This is a genomic window from Bradyrhizobium sp. YCK136, assembly GCF_044570075.1.
GTDB classification, from domain to species: domain Bacteria; phylum Pseudomonadota; class Alphaproteobacteria; order Rhizobiales; family Xanthobacteraceae; genus Bradyrhizobium; species Bradyrhizobium diazoefficiens.
The window spans coordinates 87,648-103,536 of record NZ_CP172426.1; the positions used below are offsets into that span (position 1 = coordinate 87,648).

General features: G+C 62.3%; 15 protein-coding genes, 2 pseudogenes and 1 riboswitch. Of the genes and pseudogenes, 9 read left to right on the forward strand and 8 right to left on the reverse strand.

What is annotated here, in order from left to right:
• Window positions 1-602: 602 nt before the first annotated feature.
• The 4 genes and pseudogenes from ACFLEY_RS48540 to ACFLEY_RS48555 form a co-directional block, all read right to left on the reverse strand.
• Window positions 603-1,256 (reverse strand): anaerobic ribonucleoside-triphosphate reductase activating protein, encoded by a 654-nt coding sequence (locus ACFLEY_RS48540; protein WP_060913216.1) that lies wholly within the window; start codon window positions 1,254-1,256, stop codon window positions 603-605.
• A complete protein-coding gene (nrdD, locus tag ACFLEY_RS48545) occupies window positions 1,213-1,404 on the reverse strand; it encodes an anaerobic ribonucleoside-triphosphate reductase (RefSeq protein ID WP_060913217.1) in 192 nt (63 codons plus the stop codon). The genes ACFLEY_RS48540 and nrdD overlap by 44 nt, the downstream gene beginning before the upstream one ends.
• A gap of 13 nt (window positions 1,405-1,417) precedes the next feature.
• Entirely contained in the window at window positions 1,418-3,427 is a 2,010-nt protein-coding gene (locus tag ACFLEY_RS48550) for a ribonucleoside triphosphate reductase (protein ID WP_283823371.1), read from the reverse strand.
• Between the two features lie 133 nt (window positions 3,428-3,560).
• A riboswitch (cobalamin riboswitch) is annotated at window positions 3,561-3,773 on the reverse strand.
• A gap of 276 nt (window positions 3,774-4,049) precedes the next feature.
• Window positions 4,050-5,388 (reverse strand): annotated as a pseudogene (locus ACFLEY_RS48555) (IS1380-like element ISBdi2 family transposase).
• Window positions 5,389-6,428: 1,040 nt separating this feature from the next.
• On the opposite strand from ACFLEY_RS48555, the pseudogene ACFLEY_RS48560 reads away from it, so the two are divergent.
• The 4 genes and pseudogenes from ACFLEY_RS48560 to ACFLEY_RS48575 form a co-directional block, all read left to right on the forward strand.
• Window positions 6,429-6,767: pseudogene (locus ACFLEY_RS48560) on the forward strand (transposase); the annotation flags it as partial.
• A 57-nt stretch (window positions 6,768-6,824) separates the two neighbouring features.
• Window positions 6,825-7,439, forward strand: a complete 615-nt coding sequence (locus ACFLEY_RS48565; protein ID WP_249163334.1) for a hypothetical protein — start codon at window positions 6,825-6,827, stop codon at window positions 7,437-7,439.
• Window positions 7,439-7,891, forward strand: a complete 453-nt coding sequence (locus ACFLEY_RS48570) for a hypothetical protein (RefSeq protein ID WP_060913219.1) — start codon at window positions 7,439-7,441, stop codon at window positions 7,889-7,891. The genes ACFLEY_RS48565 and ACFLEY_RS48570 overlap by 1 nt, the downstream gene beginning before the upstream one ends.
• Window positions 7,888-8,922, forward strand: a complete 1,035-nt coding sequence (locus tag ACFLEY_RS48575; RefSeq protein ID WP_060913220.1) for a CBASS cGAMP-activated phospholipase — start codon at window positions 7,888-7,890, stop codon at window positions 8,920-8,922. The genes ACFLEY_RS48570 and ACFLEY_RS48575 overlap by 4 nt, the downstream gene beginning before the upstream one ends.
• 22 nt (window positions 8,923-8,944) lie before the next feature.
• Here the strand turns inward: ACFLEY_RS48575 and ACFLEY_RS48580 are convergent, their stop codons facing one another.
• Window positions 8,945-9,385, reverse strand: coding sequence for a hypothetical protein (locus ACFLEY_RS48580; RefSeq protein WP_060913232.1), 441 nt, complete (start codon window positions 9,383-9,385; stop codon window positions 8,945-8,947).
• A 270-nt stretch (window positions 9,386-9,655) separates the two neighbouring features.
• On the opposite strand from ACFLEY_RS48580, the gene ACFLEY_RS48585 reads away from it, so the two are divergent.
• Window positions 9,656-10,582 carry a DUF4238 domain-containing protein gene (locus ACFLEY_RS48585; protein WP_028181985.1) on the forward strand — a complete coding sequence of 309 codons (927 nt, stop codon included), beginning with the start codon at window positions 9,656-9,658 and terminating at the stop codon, window positions 10,580-10,582.
• A gap of 20 nt (window positions 10,583-10,602) precedes the next feature.
• Here ACFLEY_RS48585 and ACFLEY_RS48590 read toward each other — a convergent pair whose 3' ends face one another.
• Window positions 10,603-10,803, reverse strand: coding sequence for a hypothetical protein (locus tag ACFLEY_RS48590; RefSeq protein ID WP_396605023.1), 201 nt, complete (start codon window positions 10,801-10,803; stop codon window positions 10,603-10,605).
• Between the two features lie 83 nt (window positions 10,804-10,886).
• On the opposite strand from ACFLEY_RS48590, the gene ACFLEY_RS48595 reads away from it, so the two are divergent.
• Both ACFLEY_RS48595 and ACFLEY_RS48600 read left to right on the forward strand, forming a co-directional pair.
• Entirely contained in the window at window positions 10,887-11,963 is a 1,077-nt protein-coding gene (locus ACFLEY_RS48595) for a hypothetical protein (protein ID WP_396605024.1), read from the forward strand.
• A gap of 65 nt (window positions 11,964-12,028) precedes the next feature.
• Window positions 12,029-12,388, forward strand: coding sequence for a hypothetical protein (locus ACFLEY_RS48600; protein WP_028181988.1), 360 nt, complete (start codon window positions 12,029-12,031; stop codon window positions 12,386-12,388).
• A gap of 45 nt (window positions 12,389-12,433) precedes the next feature.
• Here ACFLEY_RS48600 and ACFLEY_RS48605 read toward each other — a convergent pair whose 3' ends face one another.
• Together ACFLEY_RS48605 and ACFLEY_RS48610 are read right to left on the reverse strand one after the other, a co-directional pair.
• On the reverse strand, window positions 12,434-13,510 hold the full coding sequence (locus tag ACFLEY_RS48605; protein ID WP_060913233.1) for a hypothetical protein: 1,077 nt from the start codon (window positions 13,508-13,510) through the stop codon (window positions 12,434-12,436).
• 7 nt (window positions 13,511-13,517) lie between these two features.
• Window positions 13,518-13,877 (reverse strand): hypothetical protein, encoded by a 360-nt coding sequence (locus tag ACFLEY_RS48610; protein ID WP_211434220.1) that lies wholly within the window; start codon window positions 13,875-13,877, stop codon window positions 13,518-13,520.
• 45 nt (window positions 13,878-13,922) lie between these two features.
• Between ACFLEY_RS48610 and ACFLEY_RS48615 the strand changes: the two genes are divergently transcribed.
• Window positions 13,923-14,849, forward strand: a complete 927-nt coding sequence (locus tag ACFLEY_RS48615) for an ArdC family protein (RefSeq protein WP_060913234.1) — start codon at window positions 13,923-13,925, stop codon at window positions 14,847-14,849.
• A 654-nt stretch (window positions 14,850-15,503) separates the two neighbouring features.
• Window positions 15,504-15,821: a DUF736 domain-containing protein gene (locus ACFLEY_RS48620; protein ID WP_060913221.1), complete on the forward strand. Its 318-nt coding sequence runs from the start codon at window positions 15,504-15,506 to the stop codon at window positions 15,819-15,821.
• The last annotated feature ends 68 nt before the right edge of the window (window positions 15,822-15,889 follow it).

The following is a 15,889-nucleotide window of genomic DNA, read 5'->3' on the forward strand; positions in this document are numbered from 1 at the left end:
GCAATCCCCACGCCAAACCTTTGCGAATGGGACGCGAACGTCGCTTACGGGTGATTGGGAGTGCCGAGCTATAGCTTACCTTGTCAGCGCCCTCGAAGGCCAGGGCATCATGCCGAAAGCTGGGCAGCCAACCTATTTCGCAATCCACGAAGAACTGGACGAAAGCGAGGGGCGTCGGCGCGTTCGCATTTATCCTGAAATTGGCTTAAGAGCCGGAAGAGGCCTCGTCACCGCGGGCGACATCGAGCGGGCCATCGGCGGCCTTGATCGCGGCCTCTGCGAGTGGCTGGACTTCGAAACCGAGGCGGCCATCGCCTCAAGTCCCCCCTGTCTGACGGTTGTGGCACTGCCGAGATCATGCGCCGGTCGGGCAAATCGAAGCCAGTGGTGTGGCGCTGGCAGGCGCGTTTCATGGCGGAGGGCGTTGCCCGGTTGACGCGCGACAAGACGCTGTACTCGCAGCACTCTCGTTGTTGGGTCTCGGTATCTTCGGTCCGGGAATCGCAAATGGCCTGGTGTCTGGCGGACCGCAACTCGGGTGGAAGGAGTGTGGAAGGATAGGTGCCGCAGCCAGCACCCCGAACTGCAGCGGCTCACGGGGACTAAAGCAGGCTCGCGGTCGTGCATCCGGCCGCGCGGAACGGCTGAAGCCGATGGGCAGGAACGCCAAGCGCGACAAGGTCGGACGCCAGACGCGCCAGGTCGGAGCGATCCAGCAAGGCATCATGAACCGTCGTGCGGATGTCGCACGCGACGCCGCTTTCGAGCAGGCGCACGAGGCTGGCCTTGGCCTTGATGCCGCTCCCAATGACGCCAGTGATCCGCGCGTAATCATCGAACGCAGCCTTGACGTCGAAGCCAATCCAGTCGACGAGCGGCAATACGGCGGACAGCCGTGTGGGATAGGGCCCGGCGGTGTGCAATCCGATGCGGAAGCCGAGTTCGCGTCGCACAGCACGCATCGCGTCCGGCAGCGCCGCCTGGAGGGTGGGTTCGCCGCCAGAGAACACCACGCCGTCGAGCAGGCCGCGACGGCTGTCGAGAAAAGACAGCACGTCCGGCCACGCGATTTCGAAGTCTCCCCTCGGCGGAATCAGATGCGGGTTGTGGCAATAGCCGCACGACCAAGGGCAGCCCTGGCAGAACACCGTTGCCACGAGCTCGCCCGGCCAGTCGCAGGTGGACAGCCGGGCCAGCCCGCCAATCTGCAATTCAGCCGAGCGCGACGCGCGCTTCAGCGAAGAACCTGCGCTCATTGTGCTCGCCTTTCTTGCCGCGATTGAACGACGACACCGGCCGGTGATAACCCATCACGCGGGTCCAGACCTCACAGGGCTGGCGCTCGTCGTCGCTGAGCGTCACCGCGGAATCGGTGCTGGTCGCACGGGCAGTGGATTCGTTCATCTGTGGTCTCCTTTCAGTGCGCGGCGGCATGCCGCTTGGCTGCGAGCCGTTCGGCGTCGCATTTCGGGCAGAAGGCATGCTCGCCTTCGAGATAGCCGTGCGTCGGACAGATCGAGAATGTCGGCGTGACGGTGACGTAGGGTAGGCGGAAATTTGAGAGCGCCCGCCGCACGAGCTTCTTGCACGCTGCGCCCGAGGACAAGCGTGAGCCCATGTAGAGATGGAGCACCGTACCGCCGGTGTATTTGCGTTGCAGCTCGTCTTGGCGCTCAAGGGCCTCGAACGGATCGTCGGTGAGGCCGACCGGAAGCTGGCTCGAATTGGTGTAATAGGGGAGATCGACGGTGCCCGCCTGCAAGATTCCGGGGTAGCGCTTGCGGTCTTCCTTCGCGAAGCGGTAGGTCGTGCCCTCCGCGGGCGTGGCTTCGAGGTTGAACAGGATGCCGGTTTCGGTCTGGAACGCGGCGATGCGCGCGCGCACATGGTCGAGCAGCCGTACCGCAAAGGCATGGCCCCAGGGTGTGCTGATGTTCTCGCAATCGGCGGTGAGGTTGCGGATCATCTCGTTGACGCCATTGACGCCGAGCGTCGAGAAATGGTTGCGCAGCGTGCCCAGATAGCGCTTGCTATAGGGAAAAAGTCCGTCGTCCATGTAGCGTTGCACGACCTTGCGCTTGATGTCCAGGCTGTTGCGACCGATTTCCAGCAGCGCGTCGAGGCGATGGAATAGGCCCGCTTCGTCGCCGCGATGCAGATAGCCGAGGCGAGCGCAATTAATGGTAACCACACCAATAGAGCCGGTCTGCTCAGCGCTGCCGAACAGGCCGTTACCGCGCTTGAGCAGCTCGGTGAGATCGAGCTGTAGTCGGCAGCACATCGAGCGGATCATGTTCGGCTTGAGCTCGGAATTGATGAAGTTCTGGAAGTAGGGCAGGCCGTATTTCGCCGTCATCTCGAACAGGCGATCAGCGTTATCGCTCTCCCAGGGGAAATCCGCAGCGATGTTGTAGGTCGGGATTGGAAAGGTGAATACACGGCCCTTGGCGTCACCTTTCGTCATCACCTCCATATAGGCGCGGTTGATCATGTCCATTTCGGAACGCAGGTCGCCATAGGTGAAATCCATCTCCTCTCCGCCGATCACCGGCACCTGATCGCGGAGGTCCTCCGGGCAGGTCCAGTCGAAGGTGAGATTGGTGAAAGGCGTCTGCGTACCCCAGCGCGAGGGGACATTGAGGTTGTAGATGAGCTCCTGGATCGATTGCAGTACGTCGCCGTAGCTCAAGCCGTCCCTCCGGATGAACGGCGCCATATAGGTGTCGAACGAACTGAAGGCTTGCGCGCCCGCCCACTCGTTCTGCAACGTGCCGAGAAAATTGACGATCTGCCCGACCGCACTCGACATGTGCTTCGGCGGGCCGGCCTCGACCTTGCCGGGCACGCCGTTCAGTCCCTCGGTCAAGAGCGTGCGCAGCGACCAGCCGGCGCAATAACCGGCGAGCATGTCGAGGTCATGGATATGGATGTCGCCTTCACGATGGGCGTGGCCGATCTCCGGCGGGTAGATGTGCGACAGCCAGTAGTTGGCGACGACCTTGCCCGAGAGGTTCAGGATAAGGCCGCCCAGCGAATAGCCCTGGTTGGCGTTGGCATTCACGCGCCAGTCGGTACGTTCGAGATACTCGTTGATGGAAGCGGCGACATCAACCATCGTCTTGTGGTCCCGACGCGCCTGTCCGCGTTTCTCACGATAGACGATGTAGGCGCGCGCAGTGGCGAAATAGTCGGCCGCGATCAGCACCTGCTCGACAATATCCTGCACCTCTTCAATTTGGGGCGTTGCGCCGGCGAAGCGGTGCGCGATGACCTTGATAGTCTCTCCCGTGAGCCGGCCGGCCGCCTCGTCGTCGAACTCGCCGGTCGCCCGTCCCGCGCGCGCGATCGCAGAACGGATCTTGCCGGCATCGAACACAACCGTGTCGCCATCGCGTTTGACGATCGAGCGCGGCAATGCGGCTTGCAAAGAATTGCTTTGACCCAGACCAGACATCGGCATCCCATATGGGTTGGGGCAGGGCCGAGGTAGGCGCATGCGGAAAACGAGCCGCCCTCGGCGGCCGACTGCCGGCAAGCGACCACCGGGACACCCCGCCCGAGGACTCTGTTGTTGTCGCGGCAGGTCTCCTGGCTCGCGGGTTATTGCTGCTGTCTGGCCTTCCCGACGCGGAGATTTTGCGCCAGTGACTCTATCGACATCGGCTCGCCGCTTACAGTTGCGGGGGCAGCGCCGGCTTTGGCTTTCGGCCGTACCGGCTTCCCTCTTAGCTCTCTATCTTGTGATTCGAGAGACCGTGACGGCTACATTTAGGGGGCATATTCGATTCTGTGTCAACAGGTAGTTTATTGCAGCGGAAATATAGAGCCCGTCATGGGTTCTCGTCTTCGTTGCGCCACGCGTCGATTGTCTCGGGCTGCTTAGCCCGTCCTATTCGTGAGAGTGCGGCTTTTGGGCCCGATTGATGCGGCCGCACATCTTGTCTGACGAGGCGCACAGGATTGCCTTCGGCTTTTCGCCGCCTGACGACCGGTACTTTGCAACGCGCTTGAGGGATGGGTTGGGCGAACGGGGGCGGACGCCCCGCCGGTCAAGGACTGAGCGGCAGCAGCGCGCCGGGCAAGCCGCGGATCAGGTCGGCTTCGGGACATGCCGCGGCGAACGCAAGGCGAATGCGGCTCGTGGTCTCGACCACACGGGCAGCGAGTTTCAAGAGACGAAGACGCAGCGTCGCGAACTCGGCAGCGGCCAATTCCCGGGCTTTGGGAATGGCGTCGCGCACGGTCAGCATCAGCCAATAAGCGGCCGTATGGAGCACGAGACGGACCTGGTTGGCGAGCGCCGAACGGCAGCTGGTGCGGTCGGAGGCGAGCTGTGTCTTATGCAGCTTGATCAGATTCTCGGCTTGGCCGCGCGCGCAATACAGGCTGTCGTAGATCCACTCGGCCGAGCCGACATCGAGGCTGGTGACGACGAAACGGATGTCGAGGCCGAGCATCGTCGCCTCAATACGGGCGACGGTGCGCCGTTCGCGATCCCAGGACTTTGCCTTGTGGCGCGTCTCGGTATAGCCACGCAGAACCGGCAGGTTCTCGATGGCGCGTCGGGTGCGGATGTCGTCGGCGACCTCGTCGACTTTTCTGGCGAGAGGCTTGGTGCCGGACAGACCGAAGATGTAGTCGATGCCGTTGGTCTCGCACCACGCCATGGCCTCCGGCCGGGCATAGTGCCCGTCGCCACGGAACGTAATTTGCGTGTTGTGCCACCGCGTCCGGATATGCCGTACGGCGCAGATGGGCACGCACCTCGACGCCGCCCGGCGTCTTGCCGGGCCGCAGCACGACGGCCACGGGCCGGCTCTTCTCCGTGTCGTAGACGTGGATCGGCAGGAAGCAGCGTTCGTCATAATGAGCGTTGAACAGCGAGAGCTGCTGATGGCCGTGGACGACGTCGCAGGTATCATCGATGTCGAGCGTGACGGATGCCGGCTCGCGCGGGTAGCTATCCATCCATGCGTCGACCAAAGTGTAGGTCAGCCGGATCACGTCGCGCAGGCGCGGAGCATTCTCCAGCCGCGACAGCGTCGGCTGGGAACACAAATCCCGGCCCGTGTCCGGTAGGCGACCGCAGGCCAGTTTGAATGCCGGATCGGACCTCAGATGATCGAGGTCGTCGGCGTCCTCGTAGCCGCAGCAGATCGCGAACATGCGAGCGCGGAACATATCGACCAGGCTGTGCACGACCCGCGTCGGATCGCGCCGATCCGGGAACACCCGGGCCAGATTGTTGGCCAAACCGAGACGCCGCTCGGCCATCGCCAGAAGCATCACGCCCCCGTTCGAGGTTAGGCGCCCACCATCGAAGGCAGCTGTGACTTTCTTGGCGTGAATGGCTGGAAACGAGAAGGGCGGAATCGTATCGTCGGTCATGGCGGGCGTGGCGTTCGCGGTTGGAGGTGATGGGGTTGGCTTCGCAACCGAATCCTACGCCGCATCAGCGCTTTACCCCTCAGGCGCACTCTTACGAATAAGACGGGTTAAGTTGAAGAAAGATTGAGTGACTCCCGATCATTTCTGTGCCGAAACGTGGAGTCGCGGTCGTGCCGCGTCCAAAGAAACCGGCGCGAGCGGCCTATTAGACGCGGTAGGTGATCCGAAACGAGACTATCAAGCATGAAGAGATCGAGCGCGAGGCAGAGGTTTTATTTGTGTTGAATTCTTGCTTCTCGATAGTGGTCTGAAATCGTATCATCGGTCATGGCGGGCGTGGCGTTCGCGGTTGAAGGTGATGGGGTGGCTTCGCAACCGAATCCTACGCCGCATCAGCGCTTTACACCACGCTCGCCAGCCTCTCAGGCGCCCTCTCGCGAATAAGACGGGTTAGCCAGCGCCGCGATTTTTGTGGCCGGATGGAGCGCGAAGCGGATTGATTTGTGAATCGGCGCGATGGAATGACCTTGCCCAGATTAATGATGTCAACGGCTTAACGTGCCGATCGGCGCCGGGACCCCGCGCCAACTCACATTCTTGCCAAGACTATAGTGACCAGCCTCAATCGCGAGCGCCAGGCCGGGAAGAGTTTTGCGTTGCTCAAGCCGCTCGAGGTGACGTCATTCCGCTATGAGAAAAAGGGCCAGAAGGACATCGATGACGAGAAGGAAACGTTCGACGCAATACGCGCTCAAAGCGATCTCTTCTCGAAGCAGGTCGTTCGCAGCTACATTCCCTGCCCATATCTCTTCAAATACCGATACCGAACGGATGACGGTCTTCGCGAGGGCACCTGCCAGGACTGGGAGATTGAAGCAACATTCCATAAGTGGTCGCGGCTCTATGGCGAAAGCAAAGCTCTAAGTGAAATGCAGCGAGTATTCGGTGAAGAGTTGCCGAAAAAGGGAATGCTACTCGCGATGGGCACTTACTCGCTGCATCCAGATACATGGCTCATCAATGGAGTGGTGCGGCAGGAAGAGAAATACCACGTCAAATACGGACGTGCGGTGGAGTGCCTGATCAAGGATCGCCATGCGCTGCTCGCCTTCTTCGACTTCCCTGCTGAGCACTGGATCCACCTACGCAGCTCGAACCCGATCGAGAGCGTCTTCGCCACGGTGCGCCACCGAACGGTGCGGACCAAGGGATCGCTGTCGCAACAAACTGCGAAGCTGATGGTGTTCAAGCTCATCGACGCCGCATCGAAGACCTGGCGGCGATTGAAGAGCACGAACCAGTTGCCGAAAGTCATCGCCGGTGTAAAGTTCATCGACGGAATCGAAGTCATTCCGAACACTGAAAGCCACGCCGCCTGATCAGGCCGCGTCACCCAAAATCAGCCATAGCTCCTTGCCGCTCGCGCCGACGCAGATGTGGACGATGTTCCCGATCAGTGCGACTTCATCGTCAAGAACACTGCGACGCTCGCCCTCCAGCTCCTCAAGCGCTTCCGCAACATTCGCTACGCCAGCTACACCGGCCGCATTCCGCCGTCGGTGATACTCTCCTACTACGCCGGGCTCGCCGCGCAGCCGAACATGTCGCTCGGCGCCATGCTTGTTCGCCTTGCGAGCTGGATCATCCGCGACATTGAGCAGGATTCGCTTTACGGACGGCTCCTGCATATCGCCAATCCGGTGTGCGAGGCCGACGTCTTTACCGACCGCTGGCCGGAATCCATTGCTCAGCAGGACGACTTCGCCGGGCATCTGCGCGAGATGGTCCGTTCGCTTGAGGCGATGCGCAAGGGCGAGATGTTCCCCAACACGACGATGGACGCGTTGCGCGAGAACTTCGGAGACCGCGTTGTGACCCGGGCCGCCGACCAGATCGCCACCGAGATCGGTGGCGGCATCCAGCAATCCCGTCAGCTCTACACACGGCGGGGCGGTGTGCTGTTGCCCTCGGCCGCCGCCATCGCGGCGCCGCTCGTCAATCCGGCGGTTTCGGTGGCGCGCCCGCACACCTTCTTCGGGCGTAAGATCTGATGGTGGCGGCGATCCTCTCTATCGACGAGCAGATCGCCGCGATGAAGGCGACCTGGCCGCAGTTCGCTGCGCGCCGCGTCGACCGCCGCGCTCAGTCAGCGCGGTGGGTGGGAAGTGTGAGGCCGCAATATTCAGGCTACTCACTGGAAATCCGTTATGGGCTCGGGTCGTTCCCCGAGGTGCGGGTCCTCTCACCTGAACTGGTTCGGTTGCCCGGCAATTCCGAGGGGCAACTGCCCCATGTCTATCCGCCTGCCGAGGATCCGACTCTTTGCCTGTTCGATCCTCGCGAGAGGGAATGGTCATCGGCGATGACCATCGCCAGCACGACCGTCCCTTGGGCGCTCGACTGGCTCGCCTGCTACGAACTTTGGTTGATGACCGGGCGCTGGACCGGCGGCGGGCGGCACGCCGGATCAGAACTCGCCGATGTAGTGGAGACCACCCGATGAATTATATTCCGCCGCGCCGGTCCGACGGCACGATCCAACATGCTCGCCTGAAGCAATCATGGCCGCAGGCCCGCCCCTTTCGCATCCTGTCGATTGACGGTGGCGGAATTCGCGGCGTATTCCCTGCGGCCGTCTTGGCCGAACTCGAAAGCCGCTTCCTGGGCGGCGCCTCCATCGCCAATCACTTCGACATGATCGCGGGCACCTCGACGGGCGGCATCATCGCGCTCGCCCTTGCCCATGGGATGACGGCTAGGCTGGCCTTGAACATCTATCTTGAGCGCGGTGAGCGTATCTTTCCGCCCGCGGCTGGGCTCGGCAAGGTGTCGAGGGCGCTGCGCTGGGTGTTCAAGCCGAAGCACGACCAGGCCGCGCTCAGAGAGGAGCTGCTGCGGATCTTTGGCGACAAAGTGCTCGACGATGCCGTCACCCGCCTGGTCATCCCGAGCTTCGAAGGGCGCCACGGCGAGCCGTTCCTATACAAGACGCCGCACCACCCGGACTACCAGAAGGACCGCCACAAGAAGTTCGCCCATGTGGCGCTCCATACGACAGCGGCCCCGTCTTACTACCCCGGTGTCGAGGACGACGGGTACATCATGATCGATGGCGGCATTTGGGCCAACAATCCGGTCATGAATGCCCTGGTCGACGCCCTGGCCTGCTTCAACATTTCGCGCGAGGACGTGCGTATCCTGAGCCTGGGAACAGGTGAGTCCACTTTCACTGTCGATGAGCGGGCGCGCAACGGCGGCATCAAGGATTGGGCGTTCATGCGCTCATTCAATGCGGCCGCCCGCGCGCAATCCCGCAATGCGCTCGGCCAGGCCTATCTGCTGGTCGGCAAGAACAACGTCACACGGATCGATGTGCCGGAAAGCGACGCACCGATTGCGATGGATGACGTGCAGCGGTCGGTTCGGGAGCTGCCGATGGTGGCACGCAGTCTCGTTGAAGGCGCCGGGCATCACATCGAGCGAGTGTTTCTCGACGGCGCGGTCGAGAAATTCATCCGTTGCCCGATGACGTAGGCGGCTCATTAGCCACTCGTCCTTACCGGGCCGTGAGCAAACGGCAGGCGAGCTCGCGCTCCCCCCAACGGATCGGGAAGGTGTCGGAAACCTCAAACCAGCTTCCATCATTGCCGATGCCATGATTGGCGCCCATGCAAGAACACTGGCATTCATGCCCCAGTGCTTCCTGGCACGCCAGTGCGCAGATCTCCTGCTCGCGGTAGGGCTGGATAATATAGACTTTGCCGTATCGCAGCAGAGCTCGATCGACGCCGTCGTTGAACCATGCCTTTGGCAGCTCCCAGTACGCGTGATCGCCGCCGATCCATTCAGGCTCCGTTCGCCGGCCGTTCTGCAGCCATTGCCGATTACCATCGGCGAACGGCAGTCGCACTCGGAGCTTCTCACCACGTCCGGTTCGACGGAGCAAGACGGGAATCTGCTTCTGCTTCCAGACGTAGCCAAGTGTAAGACGTTGCATAACCATTCGATTATTCAACCAATGGTTGGTGCTTCGCGCAATCACAGTCGCGACGAGATATACAGTTTACAGCGCGACCGCCCACGGGGACCACTTGGCTTTACCGATGCCGGTCCCACCCTCAATGGTGCGTTCGCCGTAGAGTCGGCGGTTGTCGTAGCCACGCTCCCGCTCGAGGGCAATGGGACCGGAGTAACAGGCCTTCTGCGGCCGATCGGGGATCGGTCAGGAGAAGTCCTACCGAAGTCGGAATGAAAGGAGCAGTTTCTGATGGACGATCCACGCGACCATCACGTCGTTCCGCAATTCTTCCTCCGTAACTTCGCCATCGACGAGGCGCGCACGAAGGTAACCACTCTGGCTAAGGAGGGAACCGTCGCCGTGTGGATGGAGCGCTCGATCAAGAGCATCGGGTACGAGCGCGACTTCTATGTACATATGCAGGGCAATCGCCCGATTTCGGTCGAGACGGATATCAACCGGACCGTCGAGACGCCGATCAGTCGGAGCGACACCTGGGCCAAGATCGTCGCTGGACGCTCCGCCGACCTCGACCAGACCGACAGGCCTATTCTCTATTCGCTCGTTCGGCATCTCGAGGCCCGCACACCCCACTATCTTCAAACGAGCGCAGAGCTCGCCGCGATGGCGGCCGATCCTTCTTCCGAGACGGAGTTCACCGAGGAAGAGCGGGAGATGTACGCGACGCTGCGTGCGAACCCGGACTTTGCGAAGCTCATGTTCAACGCGATGGCCCTGCGCTCGTTCGCAGACGATTATGACCGTTCGCTGATCCAGGTGGCACGGTCGCCGATCCCGCTCCGGTCTTCGACCACGCCCGTGCTGCCCGCGCCTGCTCCTGCACATGCCACGATGGATTTGCCCCTCCCGGGAATGGTGCCGTTCCAGCGGGTGCTGGCGGTCGACCCGCACACGCTGATCCTGGTCGTCGTCGGCGACTTCGACGGAGCCTTCGTGAACGGGGAGATGCCGATCGAGCTGGCGCACGGCTTCAACCGCAGCGTCGCGGGCCAGTTCGCGCACTTTCCGAGGGTCCGGCACATGATCTGCGGACGGGACCGACTCGTCGATGACATGACGTGGGCGCCATTCGAACTCGCATCAGACACTCCGGCTAAGATGATCTTTAAACGGCGATCCGCGCAGGCTGCGGTTAGCGAAGGCCCCAAGGCTTGATTTCCACTCCCCGCGTCCGGTCAGCCCGAAATGAACAGAGAATTGCCGCCTGAGCGGTCGCCGTAGCAGCTGGGAAGGTGCTCGAGGCCAGCGGCCGCGCCGTCCTGTCGGCCAGCATGATGGCGGTTCGCGGCCGTATCCAGCGCGAGGACGACGTCGTTCACTTCGTCGCTCAGCGTATCACCAACCTCGGCCGATCTTGCCATCGTCGACAGTCGCAACGCGGCGTTTCCGCGCCTCACGGCCGTGGCGACCAGGTCCGCAACGGCGACTCCGGTCCCGATCCGCGTGGGCCGCCCTCTAAGTGCCTGCGAACGCGCGACATTTACATCCTCGACCTCCACATCGATACCATTTAGGTGAAGACGCGGGATTTTCGGTAGCATATGACAGGGTGTTGTCATCTCAGCACATTACACTCCCTGGACAGAAAACCGTAGACTCTGGATTTGTAGATCTCGACATACTCCTCACCCGAATTCGGCATCCCCCGTCGAAGGTGCACTTTCTCGACGCTGTGAAGGCCTACAAGGCAGGCGCGTTGCGCGGCGCTCTCACGTCCGCCTGGGTTGCTCTCGCCTACGATCTGATCGCAAAATACCGCGAGCTCAGCGCCATGGGCGATGCGGCCGCGACGGCTTTTCTGCAATCATGGGACAACGCCACTGCCGCGGGCGACGTCGCCAAGCTGCTGCAGCTCGAGGCAGGCATCCTCGAAGATGCGACGGCAAACACGCAGGTCGTCAACCGCATTGCCCGAACGCATCTGGAGCGCCTTCGCGAGGATCGACATCGTTGCGCCCACCCCGCTTTCTCAGCCGAGGCCGATCTCTTCGAGCCATCGCCGGAGCTGGTGCGGCTCCATCTCGTCAACACGGTCGATCTCGTGCTGTCGCAGGAACCACTGCAGGGCAAGGCGATCTTCGACCTCTACGACGTCGACGTTCAGTCACCGGGCTTTCCGACGGCCTATGAGCGCATCCTGGACTACGTCGAGCAACGCTACCTCGCGCGGGTTCGCGCGCAGAACGTCCGCAATTTCGGCACGGTGCTCGCAAAATCCCTTCTCAAGGGCGTACCGGCGCAGTGGGAGCCGCTCCATCGCAAGATCATCCCCTCGCTGGTCACTGTGCGTGACCGCGCCCCTCAGGCTTGGCCGGACATCTTTGCGGCCATCGTCAGGCTGATCGAAATCTCGAACCGGCGAACCGGCCTCGCGCCATTGCATTCATCGCTGCTTTTCCGGATTTCTGGCCTCAGCTTCAAGAGGCGACACGGACAGCCCTGCAGGCGACTGTCAACAACGCCGTCCCCGCCGCCCTCACCGACTATCGCATCCTTGCTGGTGTCACCGTCCCGCAATTCCGCGCAGCGCTGCTAGCCGTCATCGCCGGCCTCGATCGAGAACACCTCGTCAACGCGGTCGCCTCACAGCCGCTCGCCGACTTGTGGCCCCGGGCAGTCGAAGAATATCAAGGCTCTGGTAGCTGGCGTAGATCAGAAGCGAACTTCAGCGACCTCATCACGCCGTTCGCCGGCCGCCTCAACGGCCAGCAACTCGACCAGCTTCTCGATGCCGTGATCGACAACGGACAGAACTGGGACGCAGCCGAGACAGATACGCTTCTGCTTGCTCTGCTGCGCAACGCGACGCGCGCCGACCGGCCGAGCCGTGACGCACGGAATCGCTTCTATCAACACATTGTTCGGATGCGCCGGATCGACAAATACGAAGACGTTCTCACCTTCCTACAGTCCGACGGCTGGGTGCCGCCGCCCCCTGAGCCGCCGGCTGATGACGACTAAGCCGACGCGGGCAGCCCGGCCAGACGATGCCCGCAGAAATGAGCGTCATACAGACGGCTCCGGATCGCAGGCCGCCTGATCGTCCGGCGCCTGAACCCGCCCCAGCAAAAGCGGCAACTTGCTATTCTTGAAATCCCAATCCGATAGCGGCGCAAACCATTCCGGCGCCGCCTCGCCATGGAGCTGGATGACCTGGTCGCCATCGATAGTCTGCGCGGCATAATAACGGCTGAAAATCCGGCTCGCCCAGCCAATGCCATCCCAACCCTGGTCGGAAGGTTCTTCCGGCGTGGCGACGAACTCGACACCGGCGAACTCGCCGCCGTCGGTAACTGCAAGCGGACCTTCGGTGGACCACTCGCCATAGAACAGAAGCACCTCTGCGAGCTTTCGGTCCCTGGGATCGGTCAGCTCGACGTCACCGCTGAAGAGTTTCGCTGATCCGATGATGAAGTTGGCAAGCCCCTCCGGGCTCAGCGAACGCGGCATATCGGTCGCCGCCCCAAGCACAAGCCGCAGCGGTGGCTTGGTCATGATGATTACCTCGCCGAGCCGCTCGGACTCGTTCGCGAGAACCGCATCCTTCATCGTGACTCGAAGACCGCCATTTTGAGTGCGAAAGCGATCCGGCGAAATGACCGTCCAGATGTTCCACAGTGACCAGAATATCGCCAGCTTCAGCGGCGTTCCGACCATGTCCGCATAGGCCTGCAGCGAAGCCAGATAGGCCGCGGACATCCGCGTCTCCTGCTTGAACGGCTCCTTGATCCGGACATTCTTGACCTCGACCAGCCACTGCTCGCCCTCGTCGAGGACCACCCGGAAATCCGGAGCGCGGAAGGTGCCAGCGGCATGAACGCGGCCGGCGTCCTCAGTCTTCAGTAAACGAAAACGCCCCAGGCTGAGGACCGTCGCCTCGAACAGGCGTTCGGTTCGCGAGCCATGGATCAGAGTCGGGTCTGCCAATGCCTCCATCAGCTTGGGGCCAGCGTCGGCGATGAATCGCTCCACCAGCGACCGATCGTTCAGCGCGATGGCGTGTTCGCGCGCAAAAGCGGCCACCGACGCGAGCAAGTCGAAGGCCTTGGTCTTCCCGGGTCGTGGTGGTAGCTGGTCGCTCATGATCCCATCAGCCGCCCAGCGCCTCGACATCGGGCGGGTTCATATAGGCTCGGAAGCCGGCCAGATCCTCGTCGCTCGGATTCTCCGCCTCTGGAATGAACCGGATCGTCTCGGCGATGTCGCGGCGCGTGACGTAGCTGATGATCGCACCACCATTGCTCAACTCATATTCCATCGAGCCGCACCAGCGGTTCGGACGCGCAAGACCCGGCGCGAACGCGATTGGCTTCTTGCTACCCTTCTTGCTCACCTCATGCTTGGCGAGCGCCACCCGGATGAATTCGAGCGTGGTGAAGCCCATCTCCGTCCGCCGCAGGTCGAGCCGCATCTGCTCGACAAGCTCGGGCCGCTGTTGGGCGTCCCGCAATTGCTGCGCGCGCAGCGGGCGCGGCCTCCAACGGAGGTTAGGATTATGACTGGTAAGGAAACCAAACCCCGCGCCGACATCTATGCGCGCATCACCGATCGCATCGTCGCAGACCTTGAGCGCGGTGTGCGTCCGTGGGTCAAGCCGTGGAATGCGGCCAACGCGGCTGGGCGCATCACGCGCCCGCTGCGTCACAACGGCATGCCCTACCAGGGCATTAACGTCGTGCTGCTGTGGTCGGAAGCGGTCGCGCGCGGCTTCACGTCATCGATCTGGATGACGTTCAAGCAATCACTCGAGCTCGGCGGCCATATCCGCAAGGGCGAGAGCGGAACGATGGTGGTCTACGCCAACAAGATCACCAAGACCGAGACCGACGAGCATGGCGACGACGTCGAACGGACCGTTCTGTTCCTGCGCGCCTATACCGTGTTTTGCGTCGATCAGATCGACGACCTGCCGGATCACTATTACGGGCGCCCGGCGCCGACCATCGCGCCGGCGCAGCGCATCGCGCATGTGGACGCCTTCTTCGCCAACACCGGCGCGACCATCCGGCATGGCGGTGACAAGGCTTTCTTCGCACCATCGCTCGACATCATCCAGATGCCGCTGTTCGAAAGTTTTCGTGACGCCGAGAGCTATGCCGCCACGCTCGCGCATGAATGCGTGCATTGGACTGCGCCAGCGCATCGCGTCAATCGCGATCTCAGCCGCTACGCAAAGGATCGCAGCGAGCGCGCCCGTGAAGAGCTGGTTGCGGAACTTGGCGCGTGCTTCCTCAGCGCGGACCTTGGTATCGTGCCCGAACTCGAGCCGCGTGCCGATCATGCGAGTTACCTTGCATCGTGGTTGGAGGTGCTGGCCAACGACAGGCGTTTTATCTTCAGCGCGGCCGCCCACGCGCAACGCGCGGTGACTTACCTGCACGGTCTTCAGCCCGAGCCGGCCGAGATCGACCAAGCGGCATGAGGCGCAACGATCCGTGTCTCGGCCGCTTGCGCTCATCGTTCACCTTTCTAGACAATGACGAAGGCCTCATCTCACGGCGGGGGCCGCTCTTTTGTGCGGCGTCATGCCTGTGCCGGCGACTGGAGAGGCGGCGCTTCCCATCCCGACGGCATAGGCGAGATGCGCCGGGCGGGTTCTTCTGGCTTCCGAGATGCCCGTCTGTTTCTGGGCGAGCGTCTTTCCGAAGCCGCAGAAGGCTGGTGTCATCACGATACGACAGTCCGGGGTTGTTATTGCGTCCGCTGGACTGGCGGAAAGCTTACGCGACGCGCGCGAGTGCCTTTCACCGATGCGCCCGTCGTCGTGCGGTGTGGCTTGCCTGTCGCTCAGCCGTATCCTCATCGTTCGGCCTGTCGCGCCCAATGCGTCCTCGATTTGGCATGTCTAACCGAAGGCCGTCGTCGCTGCGCTCCGCCTCGATCAAAAGACCGCAACGGCCGTTCTCGGCTTTCTTCCCCTGGTTGCTGCGCGTCCATTCCTCGCGAGACAAGAAAGCCTCCCCCTGGCCGCCCTCTACTGCGTGGCGGCCCTTCGGGTGCGGTCCGATCGCCTCCGGTCAACGACAGCCATCGAGGTCGCGATGGTCGCGGCCCGAGAACGAAAGAGGACACGAACATGGCTACCATCGGCAACTTCACCGTCAACGGCAACGGCTTCGTCGGCACCGTCAAGACCCTCGCTCTAGGCACCGTCAAGACCAAGATCGTTCCGGCCGAACGCACTTCAGACAAGGCCCCGGACTACCGCATCTTCGCGGGCGCGAACATCGAGTTCGGCGCCATGTGGAAGAAGAAGTCCCAGGATACGGGCCGCGAGTACCACTCGGTCAAGCTGGACGACCCGAGCTTCCCGGCTCCGATCTACGCGACGCTGGTCGAGGTCGACGGCGAGGAAGGCCACTCGCTCATCTGGTCTCGCCCGAGTCGCGACTGAGACGCCGCGCAGGTGGCCCCGCCGCGAGGCGGGGCCTTCACCCGTAGGCGGTGAGAAACGATTTTGAA

What these genes read in the sequence shown, in the direction of transcription:
- ACFLEY_RS48540 (WP_060913216.1), bottom strand. Translation starts at nt 1,256, where the DNA reads ATGAGCGCAGGTTCTTCGCTGAAGCGCGCGTCGCGCTCGGCTGAATTG.
- nrdD (WP_060913217.1), bottom strand. Translation starts at nt 1,404, where the DNA reads ATGAACGAATCCACTGCCCGTGCGACCAGCACCGATTCCGCGGTGACG.
- ACFLEY_RS48570 (WP_060913219.1), top strand. Translation starts at nt 7,439, where the DNA reads ATGGTGGCGGCGATCCTCTCTATCGACGAGCAGATCGCCGCGATGAAG.
- ACFLEY_RS48575 (WP_060913220.1), top strand. Translation starts at nt 7,888, where the DNA reads ATGAATTATATTCCGCCGCGCCGGTCCGACGGCACGATCCAACATGCT.
- ACFLEY_RS48580 (WP_060913232.1), bottom strand. Translation starts at nt 9,385, where the DNA reads ATGCAACGTCTTACACTTGGCTACGTCTGGAAGCAGAAGCAGATTCCC.
- ACFLEY_RS48585 (WP_028181985.1), top strand. Translation starts at nt 9,656, where the DNA reads ATGGACGATCCACGCGACCATCACGTCGTTCCGCAATTCTTCCTCCGT.
- ACFLEY_RS48605 (WP_060913233.1), bottom strand. Translation starts at nt 13,510, where the DNA reads ATGAGCGACCAGCTACCACCACGACCCGGGAAGACCAAGGCCTTCGAC.
- ACFLEY_RS48615 (WP_060913234.1), top strand. Translation starts at nt 13,923, where the DNA reads ATGACTGGTAAGGAAACCAAACCCCGCGCCGACATCTATGCGCGCATC.
- ACFLEY_RS48620 (WP_060913221.1), top strand. Translation starts at nt 15,504, where the DNA reads ATGGCTACCATCGGCAACTTCACCGTCAACGGCAACGGCTTCGTCGGC.